Below are 20,049 nucleotides of genomic sequence, written 5' to 3'. Positions count from 1 at the left end.
GCTCGTACAGACCGAAATTACCGAGAAAAACAAGAGAATCCCAATGCCAATCACCATCACCTCCGTCACCACCCGCGATATCCGTTTTCCCACGTCGCTGTCGCTGGACGGCTCCGACGCCATGAACAGCGCACCGGACTATTCGGCGTCCTACGTGGTGCTGGGCACCGATTCCCCTGACAACCTGGAAGGCCATGGTCTGACCTTCACCATCGGTCGTGGCAACGAAATTTGTGTCGCGGCGATTGAATCCCTCGCACCGATGATCGTAGGCAAAACGCTTGAAGACATCACCGCCGACATGGGCGCGTTCTGGCACAACATCACCGCTGGCGACAGCCAGTTGCGCTGGCTCGGCCCGGAAAAGGGCGTGATCCACCTGGCCACCGCTGCGCTGGTTAACGCTGTGTGGGACCTGTGGGCCAAACACGAAGGCAAGCCGGTGTGGAAGCTGCTGGCGGACATGACCCCTGAGCAGCTCGTCAAATGCCTGGATTTCAGCTACGTCACTGACGCCATCACGCCCGAAGAAGCCATCGCCCTGCTGCGCCGCCAAGTGCCGGGCAAGGCTAAGCGTGAAGCGCAGATGCTCGAAGAGGGCTACCCCGGCTATACCACCGCGCCAGGCTGGCTGGGTTATTCGGAAGAGAAAATGCGCCGGCTGGCCCGGGAAGCAGTCGCCGAGGGCTGGACCCACATCAAGCAGAAGATCGGTGCGGACATCGAAGAAGACCTGCGCCGCGCGGCGATCCTGCGGGATGAGCTGGGTTGGGAGCGCACGCTGATGATGGACGCCAACCAGGTGTGGAGCGTCGAGGAGTCTATCCACAACATGCGGCGATTGGCGGCCTACGTGCCGTGGTGGATTGAAGAGCCTACCAGCCCCGATGACATCCTCGGTCACGCCACTATCCGCCAGAAGATCAAGCCAATTGGCGTTGCGACTGGCGAGCATTGCCACAACCGGGTGATGTTCAAGCAGATGTTCCAGGCCGGTGCGCTGGATTTCTGCCAGGTGGACGCGGCGCGACTGGGCGGTTTGAACGAAGTGCTGGTGGTGCTGCTGATGGCGGCGAAATTTGACGTGCCGGTTTGTCCGCACGGCGGGGGCGTCGGGTTGTGCGAGTACGTGCAGAACATCTCGCTGTTCGATTACATCGCTGTGTCGGGTTCGCTGGAAAATCGCGTGCTGGAATACGTCGATCACCTGCACGAACACTTTCTCGATCCGGTGGTGATCCGCCGCGGCCGCTACATGCCACCGCAACGCGCGGGCTACAGCATCGAAATGCACCCGGAAACGTTGGAGCGTTATCAGTTTCCGAATGGGGCGGTGTGGGTGGATTTGGCGGCACGATAATGGCCTTCAGTTAAAACGCAAGGTCATCACGGACCTCTTGGAGCGAGGCTTGCCCGCGAAGGCTTTTGTGCGGTTTCCGACAAGGAATACGCGTCGTTGACTTCGCGGGCAAGCCTCGCTCCAACAAAAGATGACGGCATGACGCCCAGTAGCGCGACATCTATATAGCGTCGTGCGACAGAGCCATTTGGCCTATGCATCGGACGCGGGCCTTTCAATCCGGTCGGCGTTATGATTTGCGCATCTACCCGACCACGGTGCGACATGACTTCTCCGGACACTACCCAACCCGCTGCGCCTGATCGTCATCGTCTGAGCGCTTCCTTATTAGGCGGCGGCTGCGAACCTGATCCCCGATTCACCCTCGCCAACGAACGCACTTTTCTTGCCTGGATTCGTACGGCGCTGGCCTTTCTTGCCGGTGGCATTGCCGTGGAAGCTTTCACGGGCGAAGTCTTCTCTCCTGATCTGCGTCGGGGTGTTGCGCTGACTTTGCTGGTGTTGGCGATGCTGGTCAGCGGCAGTGCCTGCGTGCGCTGGTTGAATGTCGAGCGCGCCATGCGTCAGCGAAAACCGCTGCCGTTGCCGGTGCTGGTGCCGATCCTGTCCATAGGCGGGGCGCTGGTGGCAGCGGGGTTGATCGTGTTTTTGAGCGTCGGTGGGTCGTGATCGGCAGTGTTGGGGATCGTAGGCCGGCCGGCATCGGTCACGACGATCCGGGGTTGCAACCTGAACGTACGTTGCTCGCCTGGCGGCGCACGCTACTGACGCTGATGGTCTGTTGCATTCTGTTCCTGCGCTGGATTCCGCACTTTGGCTTATGGGCGTTAATGCCGACCATTGGTGCGCTGATAGCATGCCTGCTGGTGCAAATCGGGCTGAATGCCCGCTACCGCAAAAGCACCAAAGGCATGTGCCAGGAACGCATTCCCGCGCCGTTTCGAGAGGTGGTGGTGCTGGGTGTGACCGTTATTGTGCTGAGTCTGATCGCGGTGTATGCGGTGGTGTTTCCCTGACAGTTTGACCACAACCTGTAGGAGCGAACTTGTTGGCGAGGCGGGCGATGAGGTTTAGCAGGTGTGCCGTCTCGCGAACAAGTTCGCTCCTACAGACAGGGCGTATTGCTCTGTTACGCCGTCGCGGGCTCCTGATAAAACGCGTAATCGGTATAACCCACCTCAGTACCACCGAAGAAGGTCGGGCGATCGTAAGGGTTCAGCGGCAGGTTGTGGCGCAGCCGTTCTGGCAGGTCCGGGTTGGCGATGAAGTGCCGACCAAACGCAACCATATCCGCATCGCCGGCCAGCAAAATGGCCTCGGCGGACTCGCCATCGAAACCCCCGGCAGCGATGATCACGCCTTTGTAGTGCTTGCGAATCAATTGCGCGGCCACTGGGGCGGGATCGGCGTATTCATCCTCGATATTGCCCAGAATGCGCGGCTCGATCAGGTGGATGTACGCCAGATTCAGCGGCGCCAACTGCTGCGCGACATATGTAAACAGTGCCTCAGGATCGCTATCGCCCATGTCGCCCCAGGTCCCGCTCGGGCCAATACGCACGGCGACGCGATCACTGCCCCAGACTGAAATCAGTGCGTTGGTCACTTCCAGCAGAAACCGCGCGCGGTTTTCAATCGAACCCCCGTAGCGGTCGGTGCGTTTGTTGCTGTTGTCCTGCAGAAACTGGTCCACCAGATAACCGTTGGCGCCGTGCAGCTCAACGCCATCAAAGCCTGCGGTGACCCCGCGCTCGGCGGCTGTGCGGAAGCTTTCGACCAGCGCCTGAATTTCATCGACCGTCAGCGCGCGGTTCGGCGTGTTCGGCACCCAGCCTTCGGTGGTGTAAGCGACGCCGCCGTGCAGCACTTCGGACGGGCCGACTGGAATGCTGCCAGCAGGCTGCACGTCGACATTGGACTGGCGACCGGCGTGATACAGCTGCAGAAAGATCTTGCCGCCCTTGGCGTGGACCGCGTCGGTGACCTGTTTCCAGCCAGCGATCTGGCTGTCTTCGAACAAGCCGGGCGCGCCCAGATAACCGTTGCCGTTGGGTGCGGCGATGGTGGCTTCGCCGATCAGAAAACCGCCTTGGGAGGTGCGCTGGGCGTAGTACTCGGCCATCAGCGGACCGGGGCGGGCGCCTGCTTCGGCACGCATGCGGGTCAATGGCGCCAGTACGACGCGGTGATTGAACGTGTAGGGGCCGACGTTAACTGCAGAATGAAGGAGGGACATGATTGCCTCGACATGGCGTGTGCAAATGGAGATCCGGGAAATGTGCCTGGGGTCGGAGCCGCTGTAGCGAATCGCGATTCAGGCGCTTGAGGCCAGTAAATGCGATTTCCCAGGGCGGATAAACGGGGCACCGTTCCCATCACTTCGGACATTTGCTCTGTAATGCCGTGGCTGTCGTTGGTGTTGATTCATGTGGGAGGGGGCTTGCTCGCGATGGGACTGATGCATTCATCGCATCTTCCGAATGCCGAGCATCGAATCGCGAGCAAGCTCCCTCCCACAATGGTGGACGGCTTTTACTGCGTCACATCAACCACAGCAATCCCTGCCGCCTTGTTCTCCCGTCGCTCATTGAGCCAGCCGTTCACCTGAGCGCCGAACTCTGCTGGCGCTTTGCGCGCGGTGCGTCGTCCGAGGTCGAGAATGGTTTGCTGAGCCAAGGCCTCTTCCATGCGTTTTTGCGCAGTCATCATGGCGGCGTGAATACCGCACATACCTTCCACCGCCCAGTCTGGGGGCGAGCCATCGAATACCGCGCAACGGCCGCGAATCTCCCTGCAATCAAAAATCAGTTTGCGGCCGTCAATGGCGTTGACGATGTCCAGCAGGGTGATTTCATCCGAAGGCCTGCCCAGTTTGAAGCCGCCACGCACCCCTTCGGTGGCCATCACCAGCTTGGCTTTGGCCAGTTTGGTGAACACCTTCGCCAGGTATTCAAGCGGCACGCCCTGCAACTCGGCGAGGTCACGCACGCTGGCTTCGCGGCTGTCGCCACGTTCGTCCATCAGCAGCAACAGACAGTGAATGCCGTACTCGACGCCAGCACTGTAAAGAGACATGTGTATCTCCGACTTGATTGATCGGATTAAAGTATCAATTTCCCCGTGTTGATAGCAAGGAATGGTTTGCTCCTACGACCGGTGGGGCAACAGGATCGTACTCGTCATGATTGTTGAAGCATTCGTATAGGCTCCTAAAATTACCGTTTTAGTGCGGTTTATGGCCGAATTTCAGTTTTCCGCGTGTCGTGGTTACTCAAATAAAGCTTGCTCTAATTAACTACGATCAATAGAGTCGTAGTTGTCTTGAGGCGGTCCCCTACTCCGACCGATACAACCAGCAACGGCTCGCATCATCGATGCCATCGCCAGCGCTTACCCAAACTGAAAACGACTTTTTACTTATCCGGAGCACACAATGAAGAAGCAAATTCTGATCGTCGGCGCAGGTTTTGGCGGCATGTGGAGCGCATTGAGTTCTGCGCGGTTGCTGGACATGCACAATCGTGATGACGTGGAAATCACTGTGCTGGCGCCTCAAGCCGAACTGGCCGTACGTCCTCGTTTCTATGAACAGCAAGTGCACCAGATGAAATCACCCCTGGGGCCTCTGTTTGACGCGGTGGGTGTGAAGTTCGTACGCGGTGTAGCCAGCAAGATCGATGTCGCTGGCAAACGGGTTGAATTCGCCGATGCCAACGGCACCGCATGCGCCCTTGATTACGACAAGCTGGTGCTGGCAGCCGGCAGCCGGGTTGTCCGCCCGACGGCGGTGAAGGGCGTCGAGCATGCGTTCGATGTCGACTTGATCGCCGAAGCCAGCCGCCTTGAAACCCATATCAAGGCATTGGCCCAGCAGCCTGAGTCCGACGCTCGCAATACTGTCGTCGTGGCAGGGGGCGGATTCACCGGCATCGAAACCGCGACTGAAATGCCGGCCCGCCTGCGCGCCGTGCTGGGTACCGATGCCAAGGTCAATGTGATCATCGTCGACCGTGGCAGCAAGATCGGCGCCTCACTGGGTGAAAACATCAGCCCCTCCATCGTCCAAGCCAGCGAGTCGCTAGGGGTCGAGTGGAAGCTCAATGCCTCGGTGGTGTCGGTGGATGAAGACGGTGTGACATTGGGGGACGGCCAGCGCATCGACGCAAAAACCGTGGTATGGACAGTGGGTGTGCGTGCCAGCTCACTGACCGAACAAGTGCCGGGCGAGCGCGACAGCTATGGCCGGCTGCACGTTGATCGCAACCTCAAAGTCATCGGTCAGGAAGACATCTACGCCACCGGCGATACGGCCTACGCCGCCACTGACGATGAGGGCAACTTCGCGATGATGACCTGCCAGCACGCCATTGCATTGGGTCGTTCGGCTGGCAACAACGTCGCTGCTGATCTGCTGGGTGAAGCGCCGACGCCTTACAGCCAGGTCAAATACGTCACCTGTCTGGACCTGGGCGAGTGGGGCGCGGTGTACACCGAAGGCTGGGATCGTCAGGTGAAACTGATCAAGGCCGAAGCCAAAGCGCTGAAAACCACCATCAACTCGGTGTGGATCTACCCACCAGCGGCTGATCGGGTGTCGGCACTGGCGGCGGCTGATCCGTTGATTCCTGTGGTGGCGTGATTCGCCTCGCAGGTCCTTGACCTGTAGGAGCGAATTCATTCGCGAAGGGCCGGTACATCCGATGCACATTTCGCGTCAGAACCACCGACTCGCGAATAAATTCGCTCCTACAGAATGTCCGTTTTCGCTCAATACGCCGCAACCAGCCCATCTTTGCGCGGATCGGTGCCACCGACGTACCCATGCTCGGTGCGCTGGATGATCTGCGCGCCGCCGAAGGCAAACACGCCGCTAGGGTCTTCGACGTCGATGTCGTGGCCTTTGGCGCGCAGTTCTGCCACCACCAGCCGATCAAAAGACCTTTCAACGGCGACTTTCAAGCCCGCTTCAAGTCTCCAGCGCGGAGCATCAGCCGCAGCCTGCGGGTTCTGCTTGTAGCGCAGGATGCGCATCATCATCTGCAAATGACCTTGCGCCTGCATCGGGCCGCCCATCAAACCGAAGGACATCAACGGCGTGCCGTCGGCGTTCATCACAAAGCCCGGAATGATGGTGTGGAAAGGCCGCTTGCCCGGCGCGACAGTGTTGACGTGATCAGGGTCCAGAGTGAAACCCGCGCCGCGATTCTGCAGGCTGATGCCGGTGCCAGGCACCACAACACCCGAACCAAAGCCCATGTAATTGGACTGAATGAACGAGACCATCATGCCGCTTTCATCCGCCGCCGACAGGTACACCGTGCCGCCGGCCTTGGGTGAGCCGTGACCCGGATTGGCCGCCTGCTCGTTGACCAGTGCGGCGCGTTCCATCAGGTACGTCGGGTCCAGCAAATGCTCGGAGCGCAGGCGCATGTGGTCGTTGTCGGCCACGTGCTCGTCCAGATCGGCCAGCGCCAGCTTCATGGCTTCCAGCACCGGATGCACGGTCTCGACGCTGTCCACCGGGTGCTCGCCGACGCCCAAGGCTTCGAGCATGGTCAGCCCGGAAAGCGTGGCGATGCCCTGACCGTTTGGCGGCAATTCGTGGACGACGGCGCCAGCGTAGGGCACCGACAAGGTGTCGATCCAGTCGACGCTGTGGGTCGCCAGATCGTCCAGGCTCATGACGCTGCCGTTGGTGTGGGCATGAGCGATCATCGCCTGCGCCAACTCACCGCGATAGAACGACTCGCCCTTGGTGTCGGCGATCGATTGCAGGGTTTTTGCGTGGTCTTTCAAGCGAACTTTTTCGCCTGCTTTCGGCGCTTTACCGCCCTGCAGGAAGCACTCGGCAAAGCCCGGTTGATCCTTCAACAGCCCGGCGCCACGACGCCACAGCTCGGCAATGATTGGCGTGACCTGATAACCGTCTCGCGCATAACCAATCGCAGGTTCCGCCAGGGTCGCGAACGGCAGCTTGCCGTAGCGTTCGGACAAGGCCACCCAAGCCGACACGGCGCCAGGCACGGTGACTGCGCCCCAACCGCGCTGCGGCATCTCTTTCTGGCCGTCGAAATACTCCGGCGTCCAGCCCTTCGGCGAGCGGCCCGAGGCATTGAGGCCCTGCAACTTCTCGCCGTCCCAGACAATCGCGAACGCATCGCTGCCAATGCCGCAACCGGTGGGCTCGACCACGGTCAGCACCATCGCTGCTGCAATCGCTGCGTCCACCGCGTTGCCGCCTTTGCGCAGCATGTCCAGCCCGGCCTGGGCTGCCAGCGGCTGGGAGCAGGCGACCATGTTGTTGCCCATCACCGGCGAGCGGGCGGACGCATAAGGTTGGCTGTAATCCAGATCATCGAACATGAGTAGGCTCTCTTGGCAGTCATCGTTTTTAAAAACAGCGGAATTAGCTTTTGGGATCGAGGGCGTCACGCAACCCATCGCCCAGCAGGTTGAAACACAGCACCGTGATGTAGATCGCCACACCGGGCGCTATCGACATCCACGGCGCCTGCTCCATGAAATTTTTTGCGGTGTTGAGCATCGAGCCCCAGGACGGCGAGGGCGGTTGCTGGCCCAGGCCCAGGAACGACAAACTGGCTTCGGCAAGAATGGCCGAAGCGATGGTCAGCGTGGCTTGCACCACCAGCGGCGACATCACGTTGGGCAGCACGTAGCGCAGGATGATCCAGCGATCCGGCAGGCCGATGGCGCGTGCGCCTTCCAGATAATCCTCGTGACGAATCGACAGCACCTGACCCCGCGTCAACCGCGAGAAAATTGGCATTGCTGACAGGCCGATGGCGATCATCGCGTTGGTCAGGCTTGGGCCGAGAAACGCGCCCAAGGCAATCGCCAACACCAGAAACGGGCAGGACAGGAGCGCTTCCATGATTCGCGAAATCACCGCGTCCAGCTTGCCGCCGAAGTAACCGGCGATCAGCCCCAGCGGCACGCCAATGACCATGGCAATCGCCACTGAAACACCACCGGCCAGCAACGAGCTGCGCGCGCCCCACAGCAGGCGGGAAAACAGATCACGCCCCAGCTCGTCGGTGCCCAGCCAGTACATCATCGACGGCGCTTTACGCACGGCCAGGAAGTTGGCTTTCAGCGGATCGAACGGCGCAATCCACGGCGCCATGAGCGCGGCGAGGATGAACACCAGCAGCACCACCGAGCCGATCACCGCGCCCTTGTTCGCCAGGAACTTGCGCACGAACGGCGAGCGGGTGCGCGGCTTGAGCGCGATGTCGTTGGCGCGTGAAGCGAGCGGGGCTATCGCGGTCATCAGGCAGTCCTCAGGCGCGGGTTGATCATGCGGTACAGCACATCCGCCAGAAGATTGAGCAGCAGAAAACCGATGGCGACGCACAGCACCACGCCTTGCACCACGGCGTAATCGCGGTTGAATACGGCATCGACAATCATCTTGCCGAAGCCCGGGATACTGAACACTTGCTCGGTCAGTACCGCACCGCCCAACAGTTCGCCAAACAGCAGCGTGGTCAGGGTGACGATGGGCATCAGTGCGTTGCGCAGCGCGTGTTTGAGAATCACCGTGCGCGGGAACAATCCCTTGGCTCGCGCCGTGCGCACGTAATCGGCACGCAGTACTTCGAGCATGGCGCTGCGGGTGTGGCGCATCAGCACCCCAGACAGTCCGGCGCCGAGGACGAAGGCCGGCAGGATCAGGGTTTTCAGGTTCTGCCCGACGTCTTCGCCCAGCGGCACGAAGCCTGAGGCGGGGAGCCATTGCAGTTTCACAGCGAAGATCATGATCAACAGAATCCCCAGCCAGAAGTGCGGAATGGAGATCCCCGACAGGGCAAAGATATTGGCCCCGTAATCCACCGCCGTGCCTTTGCGCACGGCGGAAATCACCCCGGTGGGAATGCCGATCAGCAGCGCGATGATCAAGGCCAGCACCGCCAGTTCAATGGTCACTGGCAGCTTGGAGGCCAGCAGCGCAGTGACCGGTTGCTCGGTGCGCAACGAGGTACCGAAATCGCCTTGCAGCACGTTGCCGACCCAATGGATGTACTGCAGCGGCACCGGATCATTGAGCCGGTATTTGTCGCGCAGATACTCCATCACTGCCGGGTCGCGTTCTTCACCTGCCATCGCCAGCACCGGATCACCCGGCAGCAGTTTTTGCAGGGTGAAGACGAACAGCGACACCAGAATCAGCGTCGGGATGGCGCTGAGCAAGCGTCTGAAAATGAATGTCAGCATGCGCAATCCTCGAAGCCGAACCGGTTAGCCGCAAGCGGGGTAGTCATTTGAAAGCAACATCCGTCAGGCGAATCAAACCATCGGGGCTCGGTACGAAACCGGTGATATTGCTGCGCATGGCGATGATGCGTGGATCGAAATACAGGTAGCTGCCCGGCACATCCACGGCCAGCAGACGCAGCGCTTCGAAGTACAGCGCCTGACGCGCCGCCTCGTCGTTGGTGGTGCGCGCCTTGTTCAGCAGATCGTCCAGTTTCGGGTCACAGAAATGGCCGTCGTTCTGGCCGCCTTTGCAGGTCACGAACTGATGGATATTGCCGTCCGGATCAGGGCGTCCGGACCAGGCCGTCATGCCGATCTGGAAGTTGCCCGACTGCTGTTCGCTGAGCAGCGTGGCGTATTCGGTGGCGACCAGATTCACCTTGAAGCCGGCTTCTTCGGCCATCGCCTGCACGATCTGCCCGACTTGCTGGGCGATCGGGTTGTTGGCCACCTTCAGCTCGACTTCCAGCGGCATTTTCACGCCGGCTTCGGTCAGCAGCTTTTTGCTCTGCTCCACATCGCGCGCCGGGATCGGCAGGCTCTTGTCGTAATACGGGCTGCTGGTCGGGAATGGCTGCGCACTCGGCGCAAACAGACCTTCGAACACCACCTGATTGATCGCGTCACGGTCGATCGCCAACTCAAACGCCTTGCGTACGCGCTTGTCCTGACCCATTGGTGTCTTGGCGCGCTCGCCGTTGTTGGTGTTGTACATCAGCTGCATGTAACCCAGGCCCGGCGTGTTGAAGACCTGCAATTTGCTGTCGGCCTTGGCGGTTTTCACGTCGGTGGGCGCGACACGTTCGATGATGTCCAGATCGCCCGAGCGCAGGTTGGCCAAGCGCACGGAGGTGTCAGGAATCGGCAGGAAAATCACCTTGTCGAAGTGATACGCCTGCTTGTTCCAGTAGTTGTCGAAACGCTCCAGCACGATGCGATCCTGCTGCACGCGCTGAACGAATTTATAAGGCCCGGAGCAGATCGGTTTCGAGCCGACTTCGGTGGCCGACGCCTTGGGCGCGAGCATCATCCCGGCACGGTCAGACAACTGGGAAATCAGCGTGGCGTCCGGTTGCTTGACCTTGATTGCGACGGTTTTGGCGTCGATCACGTCCACGCTTTCCACCGATGACAATTCGCTCTTGCGCAGGGAGTCGGGCAGGGTGCGGGCGCGGTCCAGGTTGAATTTCACGGCGGCGGCGTCGAACACCTCGCCGTCATGGAATGTCACGCCGTCGCGCAGGGTCATGGTCAGCGTTTTGCCGTCCTCGCTCCAGCTCCAGGCCGTTGCCAGTTGTGGCACGTATTTGAGCTGCGGGTTGATGTCCACCAGCTTGTCGCACAGCGCGGTGTAGACCAGACGGCCCGAGTAGGTGCGCGAGCGGTGGGGGTCGAGCACGTCCGGGTCGTCCTGAATGCCGATGCGCAGGGTGGATTCGGCAAAAGCAGCATTGGCAGCGAGCAGTAACAGCGTTCCCGTCATCAGGTGGGCGAACTTCATGGCTGACTCTCCAGAGATAAGGCTTGATGGCTTTTGAACAGATTCAGGCGTTGGCTGTAGGCCGCGCTCGGTGTCGGTACGACCAGCGAGCCCGCCCCGGCGTTGGCGATGTCGCGCCAGTAGTGGCAGGCGACCTGCCGCTCGGCTTCGACGGTTTCGAAGACCGGTTTCACGTCACGGCACAAGGGTTTGGCGTGGGGGCAGCGGGTGTGAAAGCGGCAGCCTGACGGCGGCTTGCTCGGGCTCGGCATGTCGCCGCCGAGCACCGGGCGCGGGTGACGCAAATCAGGGTGGCTGACCGGCACGGCGGCCATCAGCGCTTGGGTGTAAGGATGGAACGGGGTTTCGAATAGCGCGTTGACCGGCGCCAGTTCCACGATCTCGCCCAGGTACATCACTGCGACGCGGTCGCTCATGTGACGAATCACCGCCAGCCCGTGGGCGACGATCACCAGCGTCAGGCCAAATTGATGCTTGAGGTCTTCCAGCAGATTGACCACCTGCGCCTGCACCGACACGTCCAGCGCCGACACCGGCTCATCGCCCAAAATCAAGCGCGGCTCCGAGGCCAAGGCGCGGGCAATGCCGATGCGCTGGCGCTGGCCGCCGGAAAACTCATGGGGATAACGGCTGCCGTGCTCCGGCGCCAGACCGACCGTGCGCAGCAGTTCAGCAACCTTGTCCTGGCGGGCGCTGCGGCTGTCGTCGCGGTGCAGCCAGATCGGTTCGCCGACAATCGCCTCCACACTCATGCGCGGGTTCAGCGACGCGAACGGGTCCTGAAAAATGATCTGCAAATCCCGCCGCACCTGACGCAGCTTCTCCGGCGCCAGATTGGCCAGGTTGCGGCCCTCGTAAATCACATCGCCGGCGGTGGGTTTGAGCAGGTTCAGCAGCACCCGGCCGAGGGTCGATTTGCCCGAACCGGATTCGCCCACCAGTGCCAGGGTTTCGCCCCGGCGCACGGACAGCGAGACTTCATTGACCGCTTGCACCGGCGGCTTCTTGCGCTGGAACAAACCGCTTTCGCTGAAGAAGTGTTTGCTGACGCCGATGCTTTCCAGAATCGGGGTTTGTGTGTCCGGTGTTGGGCTGATGTCGCGTTCTGCTGCGCTCATGCGCTGACTCCCAAATGCTGTTCCAGCGGCACGCGGATGCACGCGGCGAAATGATCGGGCGAGACTTCCAGCAACGGCGGACGCGCTTCGCGGCAGGCGGCGATGACAAACGGGCAGCGTCCGGCGAAGCGGCAACCATCGGGCATCTCTGCCGGGGTCGGCACGCGGCCGTTGATAGTCGCCAGTCGTCCTTCTCTCGGACCAATGGACGGCATAGAGCCCATCAGGCCGATGGTGTAAGGGTGTTGCGGGTCATCGAACAGGGTTTTCACCGAGCCGCTTTCGACCACTTGGCCGGCGTACATCACCATGACGTCGTCGGCTACTTCCGCGACCACGCCCAGGTCGTGGGTGATGAGGATCATCGAGGTGCCGGTCTCGGCTTGCAGGTTGCCGATCAGCGAAAGAATCTGCGCCTGAATCGTCACGTCCAGTGCGGTGGTGGGTTCGTCGGCGATGATCAGCGCCGGATCATTTGCCAAAGCCATGGCAATCATCGCGCGCTGGCGCATGCCGCCGGAGAGTTCGTGGGGGTAGGCGTCCAGACGTTGCGCGGCGTCGGGCACGCGGACCTTTTCCAGCATCTGCAACGCGCGCTGACGAGCCTCTTTGCTGGAGAGGCCCTGGTGGCGAATCACGCTTTCGGCGATCTGCTCGCCGATGGTGAACACAGGGTTGAGCGAGGTCATCGGCTCTTGAAAAATCATCGCCATGCGGTTGCCGCGCACGTCCAGCAATCGCTCGTCGGACATGCCCAGCAAGGTTTCGTCTAGCAGACTTGAAGCGCTGGCACTGACCGTGGCGGTGTCGGGCAGCAGGCCCATCAACGCCATCGACGTCACGCTTTTGCCGCAGCCCGATTCGCCGACGATGGCCAGGGTTTTGCCCGGTTGCACCTTGAACGACACGCCATCGACCACATTGGCCGGCGCGCCCTTGAAGCGCACGGTCAGGTCGCTGACGCTCAAGACCGGATGCCCGTTGGCGGGAAGTTGCTGGCTCATAAGCTCGCCTCAAGATCCTGATGAATGACGTTGTCCAGCGCCTGTTGCAGCGCGCGCAAATGACCACGCATGGCGGTCGCCGCTTTCATCGGATCGCGGCTTTCAATGGCGGTGACGATGTCGTCGTGGTCGTGGCTGTACGTGCTGAGGCGGTCGGTGTTGCGCGCCCGTTGGCGCAGGTCCCGCCAGGCAGGGTCCAGACGTATCGCGTCGAGCATTTCGAAGATGTCCAGCATCAGTCGGTTGCCTGCAGCTTCGGCGATGCCGCGATGCAAAGCGCTGTCCCACAGTTCGATGCCTTCTGCGTCAAGTTCATCGGCGGTCTGCTGGCGGGTGGTGCGCTCGGCCAGACGCCTGAGGATCGCCATCTGCTCGCCGCTCGCTCGCACTGCCGCAAGAGAGGCCAGCGCCGGTTCCAGATGGAGACGTGCCTCCATGACCTCACTGAAATTGGTCCGGCTCGACAGCTTGGCAAAACTCATGGACGCGCTGGGCGGGGTAGGGCCGACAAAAGTGCCTTTGCCCTGCCGTCGCCAGATCTGGCCTTCGGCTTCCAGCACGGCGAGCGCGCGACGAATCGCTCGACGGCTGAGGCCGAAATCCACTGCCAACTCGCGCTCGGTAGGCAGCGCCCGCTGAGGAAACGCCGCGTGCTGGGCCACGATCTGACGCAGGGCGTCCAGGGCCAGTTTTGAAGCGTTGTCGTGAGCTGCGTCAGTCTCGAGTCTTTCCATCATGGTTTCTCGTGACAAGCTGAAAGAGGAATGCACGCGCCGGTTGGACACAGCGCTGCGATGCGAAGAGAGGTGCAAGGGTGATGCCAATTTGAATTGGTTCGCTGAGGCGGTTCGCGTGTGAACGAGGTATTTGCGCTCAGCCGAGAAGGCGCTGGGCCAATAGCTCAATGGTTCGGAATATGGTTCGCGGGGTAGAGAGGATTGGTTCAGGCTCAGCTGAACCAATTTATTGCGGCGGCGTTTTATGTGAGCGCTTTGGGTACACACGCCTCGTTAACGTGCGTTGAAGTAACCCTGCGGGGGTGGATTCGTCTTTTTGCCTGGCGGGAACCCGTGGGAGCGGACCTGTCCGCGAAGATGCCTGTGCATCCGACGCATGTTTAGCGCTTGGCACTGAGCCTTCGCGGACGGGTCCGCTCCCACAAGTCTTGCGCCTGACCTTGGGATCTGAGGTCAGCTCCTTCCCTGTGGGAGGGAGCTTGCTCGCGATAATGTCAGATCAGGCACCGCGACATAATCAATCCCACTGCGGCGCAAGACTTGCCGGGCTGGCCAGGCGATGACCGCGATCCAGTGTGGCGATCTGCGCCATGTCTTCGTCAGTCAGCTTTAAATTCTGCGCCTTGAGATTACTCTCCAGATTGGCGCGCTTGGTCGACGATGGAATGACCGAATAACCCTGCTGCATTGCCCACGCCAGCGTCACCTGAGCAGTGGTTGCGCTATGGCGTTTGGCGATCTGTTCGATCACCGGGTCTTTCAGCACTTCGCCATACGCCAGCGTCATGTACGAGGTGATGTGAATGCCTTGCTGCTGAGCGAATTCGATCAACTTGCGGTTCTGCAAATACGGGTGCACTTCGATCTGGTTGGTGGCGATGTTCTCGACACCCACCGCTGCTATGGCTTCCTTGAGCAGCGCGATGGTGAAGTTGGAAACGCCGATCTCTTTGGTCAGCCCTTGCTTCTTGGCTTCCATCAGCGCGCCCAGAAACTCAGCCACCGGGACCGCTCCTTTTGGCGAAGGCCAGTGAGCCAACGTCAGGTCCACAGCGTCGGTTTGCAGTTTCGCCAGGCTTTCCTTGAGGCTGGGGATCAGCTTGTCGGCGGCGAAGTTGTCGGTCCAGATTTTGGTGGTGATGTAGACGTCTTTGCGCGGTACGCCGCTGTCAGCGATGGCTTTGCCGACTTCGGCTTCGTTGCCGTAGATCTGCGCGGTGTCGATCACGCGATAGCCAGCTTCAAGGGCGTCGGTGACCGAATCGATGACCACCTGATCTTTCAGGCGGAAGGTGCCGAGGCCAAATGCAGGGACAGTCATTGAATGCTCCATCAGAGAGAATGTGTGAAATCAGAGGCCCAGTATTCCGGTTGGTTCGGTTGGGAAACACCGGAGATCGGGAAACACAGTTTTGATTTGAGGGCATGAATGCGCCACGAACGTTCCTCGCAACCTGTAGGAGCGAACTTGTTCGCGAAGCGCTATGCCTGACACATCGCAGTGACTGACTCGCCAACAAGTTGGCTCCTACAGAGGGATCAGCGATTCATGTCCAGAATCATGCAGGTGGTCGTGCCGGTGGCATACAACTTCCCATCCACATCGTAGATTCGCCCCTCGGCCAGCGCCGTCGAGCGCCCGATGTGCACCACTTTCCCTTCCGCGCGGATTGGCCCGATCTTGTTGCTCAGCGCCCGCACATAGCTGATGCGCAGATCCAGCGTCGTATAACCTTGGCCCTTTTTCAGCCGGGTATGGACGGCGCAACCCATGCACGAATCCAGCAGCGTCGCCGCGTAACCGCCATGCACGCTGCCCAACGGGTTGTAATGCTGCGGGCCAGGCGTGCCCTGAAACAAAAAGCGGTCTTCGGACCACTCCAGCGGCACGAAATCCATCAGCTCGCCAATCGGTGGATGCGGATAGACGCCATTGCCGATCCCGTCGAAAAACTCCTGAGGCGTCAACTGCGCCACCTCCGCCAGGTTCATGCTGCCGGCCTTGCCCAGTCGAGCGCGCACCTCTTGTTCCTGAGCCAGCCAGAGGGCAATTGTGTCTTCGCGAGAGGTGCTGTTCATGGCGTTTGGAACTCCTTTTCCGCTATGGGCGGGATGATCGAAATGTTTGGAATTACGATCATAATCTGAGCGGGCCGACGAATACAAAATCAAAATTGAAATGCATTTCCCTGTAGGAGCGAACTTGTTCGCGAGGCGGTCTTTGGCGACGGCTGAATCTCTCGCGAACAAGTTCGCTCCTACAGAAAAGCGCGCAGCTTTTGTACGAGTTACAGGCCCGGAGCGGGGCGATTTTCCTTCTTCACAAAATGCTGATGCATGTCCGCTGTCAGCGTTTCGATGCGCTCGCTCAGTTCCTTGGTCATCTGCGTCAGTTTGGTGTTTTGCTCCAGCAGTTCGAGCATCTGCGCAGTGTTCTGCGCGGCGCGGGCCAGGCGGTCCTCGTTCGCAACGGCCAGGGCTTCGCGGTGTTGGGCGTCGGCATCTGCGTTGGCTTTGTCACGTGCGGCCTGACGCGTCTGGGCGAGCAAGATCAGCGGCGCGGCGTAGGCCGATTGCAGGCTGAACGCCAGGTTCAGCAGGATGAACGGGTAGACGTCGAACTTCACCAGCCCGGTGACATTGGCCACTACCCATAGCACCACAATGAGAGTCTGTGCTCCGAGAAACGTCGGCGTGCCAAAGAATCGTGCAAACGCTTCGGCCTTGAGCGCGAACGCATCGTTACCAAAGGTCGGTGCCAGGTGTGCATGACCCTTATGAAAACGCAGATGATCGACGGGCTTGCGTTTAGCGGTGTCGTTGGCTGGGACTGAAGCATCGGATGCTGAGGTAGGCATGGCGGTTTCCTGCTGGCAAAAACGTTGCCTCACTATAGGCGCCGGCTTTGTCAGGTTGTATCGACTTGTTTCGCCATCGCCTGAACCGGCGCTGAACGCCCGCCATTTGTGGTGGCTCTAACGTTTTCCTGAGCGTGCGGCTATTCTCGCGCTTCTCCAGTAAATGCTGCCTCGTTACAGGTTGATGATGCCATGACAACCCTGCGCCTGATCCTTGGCGATCAGCTCAATCCCTGCCACAGCTGGTTCCAGGAACAACGTGCCGATGTGGTCTACCTGCTGATGGAAATCCGTCAGGAAACCGATTACGTCCTGCACCACGCGCAGAAGATCATCGCCATCTTCGCCGGCATGCGCGATCTGGCGCGTCTGCTTAAAGAGCAGGGCCATCGCGTGCGTTATCTGCACATCGACGACACTCACAATCGCCAGTCCCTGCCCAGCAATCTCGATGCCCTGATCGAACACTATCAGGCCACGGGATTTGAATATCAGGCGCCCGATGAATACCGGCTGGATCAGCAGTTGGCCCAATACTGCTCGCAGCAATCCATAGAATGCCGCATGGTCGACAGCGAGCATTTCTACAGCGCTCGGGACGAAGCCGCGCGGCAGTTCAGCGGGCGCAAGCAATGGCTGATGGAAAATTTCTACCGCCACATGCGCACCACCCACCGTGTGCTGATGGATGCGCATAAAAAGCCGTCGGGCGGGCAGTGGAATTACGATCACGACAACCGCAAGCGCTGGCCGGGCACGCCGTTTGAGCCGGAAGACTTGCGCCCGCGTCATGATCATTCAGCCCTGTGGCAGAGCATCGTCGACGCCGGGGTCAGCAGTTTTGGCCAACCCAATGCCGAGCAGTTTGCCTGGCCGCTGAACCGCGAAGAGGCGTTGCAGCAACTGGACGACTTCATCGAATTGGCCTTGCCGCACTTCGGCGATTTTCAGGACGCCATGAGCACTCACGCGTGGCGGCTGTTTCACTCGCAACTGTCGTTTGCGATGAACGCCAAGATGCTCAACCCGCGCGAAGTCGTCGACCGGGCAGAGGCGGCTTACCGATCAAGCGCAGCACCGCTGGCAGCGGTCGAGGGTTTCATCCGGCAGATTCTGGGCTGGCGTGAATACGTGCGCGGCGTGTACTGGGCGCAGATGCCCGGTTATGACTTGCTCAACGCCTTCGGCCACGATGCGCCGCTGCCGTCGTATTTCTGGGACGGCAAAACCAAGATGCGCTGCATGGCTCATGCGCTCGGCAGCTCGTTGGAGCATGCCCATGCTCATCACATTCAGCGGCTGATGGTGATCGGTAATTTCGCGCTGTTGGCCGGGCTTGATCCGGCGCAGGTGCATCAGTGGTATCTGGGGGTGTATATCGATGCGTTTGAATGGGTGGAATTGCCAAACACGCTGGGCATGAGCCAATTCGCCGATGGCGGCATGCTAGCGACCAAACCCTATGTGTCGAGCGCGGCCTACATCGACCGCATGAGCGATTACTGCAAGGGCTGTCATTACGACAAGAAACTGCGGATCGGCGAGCGGGCTTGTCCGTATAACGCGTTGTACTGGGATTTCTTTCGGCGCAACAAGCAGCAGCTGGAAGGCAATCACCGGCTGGGAATGGTGTATCGCACGCTAGGGAAAATGGGCGAGGCCGATGTTGTTGCTTTGCAGGAGCAGGCCGCCACCTGGCGTGGGGATCTGGATGCGCTGTGATACTTCTTCTGTAGGAGCCAACTTGTTGGCGAGACGGCCAGCGAGGTGTGTCAGAGGCGCCGCTTCGCGAACAAGTTCGCTCCTACAGTGATCTTCATTCGGCGCGCGAGTGTTGAGCGCCGTAGCCGCGTTAATCCACCGGTTCAGGGTGCAACGGTTTGGTCTGCTGCATGATGGTTGCGTAATCGAACACGTACTGGCGCCCCGCATGGCTGGTCTGGCGCAGTCTGTCGATCAGTAGTCGCTCTTTCTTATTCAGGTATCTCAACCCTTGGTGGTCACTGGACTTGAGGTGATCACGTTCATGGGCGTCAGGGAAAGCAATGACGTTCGTCATGAAATATCTCCTTTTAATGGGTCCTGTTTCCCGGCTCCATCTTCCGGGCTAACCGTTTGTCGTGCGACAGCGCACCTTACCCACAAAAAGTCCGACGCTTCAACCCTGCAAATGATCAACGGATCACAGGATTTGCATGATCTCGAACGATTGCCGGGCGCCATTGACGTGGATGTCTACTTCGTCCCCGTCGAACTTGCCCAGCAGGTTCTGGCCCAGCGGCGCCTTGGCGGTGATGACCGTGATCAGCGTCTGCTCATGCCGCACTTTCAGCCCAGCAGCGTCGGGGCCGAGAAACAGGTGCTGGCGCTGACCGGTGGTGGACTCAAGGGTAATCAGATCGCCCGTCTGAATGCCGTGCTCTGCATCGTGAGGTTCAAGGGTCAGCGTCTGAAATCGCAGCAGCGACTGGCGAATTTCCTCCACGCGACGTGCCTGACCTGCCGCCAGATATGACGCTTCCAGCCCGAGCGTGTCGTACTTGTTTTCGGCGATGTTCTCTTCGTGAGTCGCGGTTTCATAGGCCGTTTGCGCGGCCCTTGTGGCGACATCGAGATCGACAATCAGCGTGTCGATGATTTGCAGCAAAACCTGTTGCTTGTTCATGGGCGTGGATTCTTGATGGGGGTGCTTGTGTGCATCGGTTCAGCCACAGAATTGATAAACACTGGCGCGGCTCTTCTCGCTGGGGGCGGTCTGATTCTGCTGCATCCAGAACTGGCATTTCGGGCCGTTGAAAGATTTTTGCCGCTCGGCCTGTTCGGCGTCCTGGGCCTGCCGTTGTTCGCTGTCGCGCAGGATTTGCTTGTACTGATCGAACATCGGGTTTTCGCTCTGCACCGGAGTTTTGGGCGGGGCAGGTGCAGTCAACTGAGTGGCCGCGTTGCTGATGGCTTGCGCTTGTTCTGCGGGGAGCATCTTGAAAACCAGCAGCCCGGTCAGGACGATGGCGATGAACCCAAGCCACATGCCCAAGGCGATGCTGACTATCAGTTTCAGCGGAGCAAGGGTGACCGACAACTCGCGGCGGCGTATCGAGGTTGGCATGACAGACTCCGGACTTGGCATGGGCGAGTGGCAAACAGGTGCCGACGATTGTCGCACGTCCGGGGCTGGTGATCGTGCGCGGTTATGA

Annotated in this window: 20 protein-coding genes; 5 read left to right on the top strand and 15 right to left on the bottom strand. The window is 60.1% G+C overall.

Features of this window, described 5'->3' with window-relative positions:
• The first annotated feature begins 43 nt into the window (after window positions 1-43).
• From ACWKWM_RS13460 to ACWKWM_RS13450, 3 genes are all read left to right on the top strand, one after another.
• Window positions 44-1,360 carry an L-fuconate dehydratase gene (locus tag ACWKWM_RS13460; RefSeq protein ID WP_483846604.1) on the top strand — a complete coding sequence of 439 codons (1,317 nt, stop codon included), beginning with the start codon at window positions 44-46 and terminating at the stop codon, window positions 1,358-1,360.
• A 264-nt stretch (window positions 1,361-1,624) separates the two neighbouring features.
• Window positions 1,625-2,029 (top strand): YidH family protein, encoded by a 405-nt coding sequence (locus ACWKWM_RS13455; RefSeq protein WP_483846603.1) that lies wholly within the window; start codon window positions 1,625-1,627, stop codon window positions 2,027-2,029.
• Window positions 2,026-2,376, top strand: coding sequence for a DUF202 domain-containing protein (locus ACWKWM_RS13450; protein WP_483846602.1), 351 nt, complete (start codon window positions 2,026-2,028; stop codon window positions 2,374-2,376). Before ACWKWM_RS13455 ends, ACWKWM_RS13450 begins: the two co-directional genes overlap by 4 nt.
• A gap of 113 nt (window positions 2,377-2,489) precedes the next feature.
• On the opposite strand, the gene ACWKWM_RS13445 is transcribed toward ACWKWM_RS13450, so the two are convergent.
• Together ACWKWM_RS13445 and ACWKWM_RS13440 are read right to left on the bottom strand one after the other, a co-directional pair.
• A complete protein-coding gene (locus tag ACWKWM_RS13445; protein WP_483846601.1) occupies window positions 2,490-3,596 on the bottom strand; it encodes an alkene reductase in 1,107 nt (368 codons plus the stop codon).
• A gap of 296 nt (window positions 3,597-3,892) precedes the next feature.
• On the bottom strand, window positions 3,893-4,435 hold the full coding sequence (locus ACWKWM_RS13440) for an RrF2 family transcriptional regulator (protein ID WP_483846600.1): 543 nt from the start codon (window positions 4,433-4,435) through the stop codon (window positions 3,893-3,895).
• Window positions 4,436-4,793: 358 nt separating this feature from the next.
• Here ACWKWM_RS13440 and ACWKWM_RS13435 point away from each other — a divergent pair, with 358 nt between their 5' ends.
• Complete coding sequence (locus ACWKWM_RS13435; protein WP_483846599.1) at window positions 4,794-5,999, top strand: NAD(P)/FAD-dependent oxidoreductase; 1,206 nt, start codon at window positions 4,794-4,796, stop codon at window positions 5,997-5,999.
• Window positions 6,000-6,127: 128 nt separating this feature from the next.
• On the opposite strand, the gene ACWKWM_RS13430 is transcribed toward ACWKWM_RS13435, so the two are convergent.
• The 10 genes from ACWKWM_RS13430 to ACWKWM_RS13385 all read right to left on the bottom strand — a co-directional run bounded on the left by ACWKWM_RS13430 (window position 6,128) and on the right by ACWKWM_RS13385 (window position 16,855).
• A complete protein-coding gene (locus ACWKWM_RS13430; RefSeq protein WP_483846598.1) occupies window positions 6,128-7,723 on the bottom strand; it encodes a gamma-glutamyltransferase family protein in 1,596 nt (531 codons plus the stop codon).
• Between the two features lie 43 nt (window positions 7,724-7,766).
• Entirely contained in the window at window positions 7,767-8,651 is an 885-nt protein-coding gene (locus ACWKWM_RS13425; protein WP_483846597.1) for an ABC transporter permease, read from the bottom strand.
• On the bottom strand, window positions 8,651-9,595 hold the full coding sequence (locus tag ACWKWM_RS13420) for an ABC transporter permease (RefSeq protein ID WP_483834614.1): 945 nt from the start codon (window positions 9,593-9,595) through the stop codon (window positions 8,651-8,653). The genes ACWKWM_RS13425 and ACWKWM_RS13420 overlap by 1 nt, the downstream gene beginning before the upstream one ends.
• A gap of 43 nt (window positions 9,596-9,638) precedes the next feature.
• Window positions 9,639-11,138 carry an ABC transporter substrate-binding protein gene (locus tag ACWKWM_RS13415; protein ID WP_483846596.1) on the bottom strand — a complete coding sequence of 500 codons (1,500 nt, stop codon included), beginning with the start codon at window positions 11,136-11,138 and terminating at the stop codon, window positions 9,639-9,641.
• A complete protein-coding gene (locus ACWKWM_RS13410) occupies window positions 11,135-12,256 on the bottom strand; it encodes an ABC transporter ATP-binding protein (RefSeq protein ID WP_483846595.1) in 1,122 nt (373 codons plus the stop codon). The genes ACWKWM_RS13415 and ACWKWM_RS13410 overlap by 4 nt, the downstream gene beginning before the upstream one ends.
• Window positions 12,253-13,260, bottom strand: a complete 1,008-nt coding sequence (locus ACWKWM_RS13405; RefSeq protein ID WP_483846594.1) for an ABC transporter ATP-binding protein — start codon at window positions 13,258-13,260, stop codon at window positions 12,253-12,255. Before ACWKWM_RS13405 ends, ACWKWM_RS13410 begins: the two co-directional genes overlap by 4 nt.
• Entirely contained in the window at window positions 13,257-13,994 is a 738-nt protein-coding gene (locus tag ACWKWM_RS13400; protein WP_483846712.1) for a FadR/GntR family transcriptional regulator, read from the bottom strand. The genes ACWKWM_RS13405 and ACWKWM_RS13400 overlap by 4 nt, the downstream gene beginning before the upstream one ends.
• A 520-nt stretch (window positions 13,995-14,514) precedes the next feature.
• A complete protein-coding gene (gene dkgB / locus ACWKWM_RS13395; protein ID WP_483846593.1) occupies window positions 14,515-15,318 on the bottom strand; it encodes a 2,5-didehydrogluconate reductase DkgB in 804 nt (267 codons plus the stop codon).
• Between the two features lie 218 nt (window positions 15,319-15,536).
• A complete protein-coding gene (locus ACWKWM_RS13390) occupies window positions 15,537-16,076 on the bottom strand; it encodes a PaaI family thioesterase (RefSeq protein WP_483846592.1) in 540 nt (179 codons plus the stop codon).
• A gap of 209 nt (window positions 16,077-16,285) precedes the next feature.
• Window positions 16,286-16,855 (bottom strand): DUF1003 domain-containing protein, encoded by a 570-nt coding sequence (locus ACWKWM_RS13385; RefSeq protein ID WP_483846591.1) that lies wholly within the window; start codon window positions 16,853-16,855, stop codon window positions 16,286-16,288.
• Between the two features lie 192 nt (window positions 16,856-17,047).
• Here ACWKWM_RS13385 and ACWKWM_RS13380 point away from each other — a divergent pair, with 192 nt between their 5' ends.
• Complete coding sequence (locus ACWKWM_RS13380; protein WP_483846590.1) at window positions 17,048-18,577, top strand: cryptochrome/photolyase family protein; 1,530 nt, start codon at window positions 17,048-17,050, stop codon at window positions 18,575-18,577.
• A gap of 130 nt (window positions 18,578-18,707) precedes the next feature.
• Here ACWKWM_RS13380 and ACWKWM_RS13375 read toward each other — a convergent pair whose 3' ends face one another.
• From ACWKWM_RS13375 to ACWKWM_RS13365, 3 genes are all read right to left on the bottom strand, one after another.
• Window positions 18,708-18,914 carry a hypothetical protein gene (locus ACWKWM_RS13375; RefSeq protein WP_483834623.1) on the bottom strand — a complete coding sequence of 69 codons (207 nt, stop codon included), beginning with the start codon at window positions 18,912-18,914 and terminating at the stop codon, window positions 18,708-18,710.
• Between the two features lie 123 nt (window positions 18,915-19,037).
• Window positions 19,038-19,520, bottom strand: a complete 483-nt coding sequence (locus tag ACWKWM_RS13370) for a GreA/GreB family elongation factor (protein WP_483846589.1) — start codon at window positions 19,518-19,520, stop codon at window positions 19,038-19,040.
• A gap of 39 nt (window positions 19,521-19,559) precedes the next feature.
• Window positions 19,560-19,961 carry a hypothetical protein gene (locus ACWKWM_RS13365; protein ID WP_483846588.1) on the bottom strand — a complete coding sequence of 134 codons (402 nt, stop codon included), beginning with the start codon at window positions 19,959-19,961 and terminating at the stop codon, window positions 19,560-19,562.
• Window positions 19,962-20,049 lie beyond the last annotated feature (88 nt).

The organism is Pseudomonas rosaeacicularis (assembly GCF_057128745.1).
The sequence above is the reverse complement of the archived record's forward strand: the minus strand, read 5'-3'. Positions and strand labels throughout refer to the sequence as shown.

Excerpts from the sequence above, each read along its gene's own strand:
- ACWKWM_RS13460 (WP_483846604.1), top strand. The coding sequence starts at position 44 with ATGCCAATCACCATCACCTCCGTCACCACCCGCGATATCCGTTTTCCC.
- ACWKWM_RS13455 (WP_483846603.1), top strand. The coding sequence starts at position 1,625 with ATGACTTCTCCGGACACTACCCAACCCGCTGCGCCTGATCGTCATCGT.
- ACWKWM_RS13445 (WP_483846601.1), bottom strand. The coding sequence starts at position 3,596 with ATGTCCCTCCTTCATTCTGCAGTTAACGTCGGCCCCTACACGTTCAAT.
- ACWKWM_RS13440 (WP_483846600.1), bottom strand. The coding sequence starts at position 4,435 with ATGTCTCTTTACAGTGCTGGCGTCGAGTACGGCATTCACTGTCTGTTG.
- ACWKWM_RS13435 (WP_483846599.1), top strand. The coding sequence starts at position 4,794 with ATGAAGAAGCAAATTCTGATCGTCGGCGCAGGTTTTGGCGGCATGTGG.
- ACWKWM_RS13430 (WP_483846598.1), bottom strand. The coding sequence starts at position 7,723 with ATGTTCGATGATCTGGATTACAGCCAACCTTATGCGTCCGCCCGCTCG.
- ACWKWM_RS13425 (WP_483846597.1), bottom strand. The coding sequence starts at position 8,651 with ATGACCGCGATAGCCCCGCTCGCTTCACGCGCCAACGACATCGCGCTC.
- ACWKWM_RS13420 (WP_483834614.1), bottom strand. The coding sequence starts at position 9,595 with ATGCTGACATTCATTTTCAGACGCTTGCTCAGCGCCATCCCGACGCTG.
- ACWKWM_RS13415 (WP_483846596.1), bottom strand. The coding sequence starts at position 11,138 with ATGAAGTTCGCCCACCTGATGACGGGAACGCTGTTACTGCTCGCTGCC.
- ACWKWM_RS13410 (WP_483846595.1), bottom strand. The coding sequence starts at position 12,256 with ATGAGCGCAGCAGAACGCGACATCAGCCCAACACCGGACACACAAACC.
- ACWKWM_RS13405 (WP_483846594.1), bottom strand. The coding sequence starts at position 13,260 with ATGAGCCAGCAACTTCCCGCCAACGGGCATCCGGTCTTGAGCGTCAGC.
- ACWKWM_RS13400 (WP_483846712.1), bottom strand. The coding sequence starts at position 13,994 with ATGGAAAGACTCGAGACTGACGCAGCTCACGACAACGCTTCAAAACTG.
- dkgB (WP_483846593.1), bottom strand. The coding sequence starts at position 15,318 with ATGACTGTCCCTGCATTTGGCCTCGGCACCTTCCGCCTGAAAGATCAG.
- ACWKWM_RS13390 (WP_483846592.1), bottom strand. The coding sequence starts at position 16,076 with ATGAACAGCACCTCTCGCGAAGACACAATTGCCCTCTGGCTGGCTCAG.
- ACWKWM_RS13385 (WP_483846591.1), bottom strand. The coding sequence starts at position 16,855 with ATGCCTACCTCAGCATCCGATGCTTCAGTCCCAGCCAACGACACCGCT.
- ACWKWM_RS13380 (WP_483846590.1), top strand. The coding sequence starts at position 17,048 with ATGACAACCCTGCGCCTGATCCTTGGCGATCAGCTCAATCCCTGCCAC.
- ACWKWM_RS13375 (WP_483834623.1), bottom strand. The coding sequence starts at position 18,914 with ATGACGAACGTCATTGCTTTCCCTGACGCCCATGAACGTGATCACCTC.
- ACWKWM_RS13370 (WP_483846589.1), bottom strand. The coding sequence starts at position 19,520 with ATGAACAAGCAACAGGTTTTGCTGCAAATCATCGACACGCTGATTGTC.
- ACWKWM_RS13365 (WP_483846588.1), bottom strand. The coding sequence starts at position 19,961 with ATGCCAACCTCGATACGCCGCCGCGAGTTGTCGGTCACCCTTGCTCCG.